General features: G+C 65.5%; 1 protein-coding gene. It reads right to left on the bottom strand.

Going from position 1 to position 420, the window contains the following annotated elements; genetic code table 11:
- Positions 1 to 36: 36 nt before the first annotated feature.
- A partial coding sequence (locus tag DY467_RS25750) for an AMP-binding enzyme (protein ID WP_164639871.1) occupies positions 37 to 420 on the bottom strand: 384 nt, incomplete at its 5' end.

Raw genomic sequence — 420 nt, forward strand, 5'->3', positions numbered from 1 at the left:
AGTTTCCTGCGCGCCGGCATCCGCTGAGGATCTGGGTCAGGCATCGGCCGTCTCGCGCACCAGGATGCGTTCGCGCAGCGTCGGCTTGTGCACCTCGCCGGTGGCGTTGCGCGGCAACGCATCAACAAACGTGACGCGCTGCGGACATTTGAACCGCGCCAGGCGCTCGCGGCAATGTGCCAGCAGCTTGGCCTCGCTCAGTTCGAAGCCGGGCTTCAGCGCCACGACGGCCACTCCGGTCTCGCCCCATTGCGGATCGGGCGCACCGATCACCGCGGCCTCGGCGATCTCCGGCAATTGATACAGCACGTCCTCGACCTCGGCCGGATAGACGTTCTCGCCGCCCGAGATGTACATGTCCTTGGTGCGGTCGACGATGTAGTAGAAGCCCTCGTCGTCGACCGCACCAAGGACATGTAC

Origin of the sequence: Rhodopseudomonas sp. BR0G17 (assembly GCF_010907025.1) — a bacterium.
GTDB classification, from domain to species: Bacteria; Pseudomonadota; Alphaproteobacteria; order Rhizobiales; family Xanthobacteraceae; genus Rhodopseudomonas; species Rhodopseudomonas palustris_H.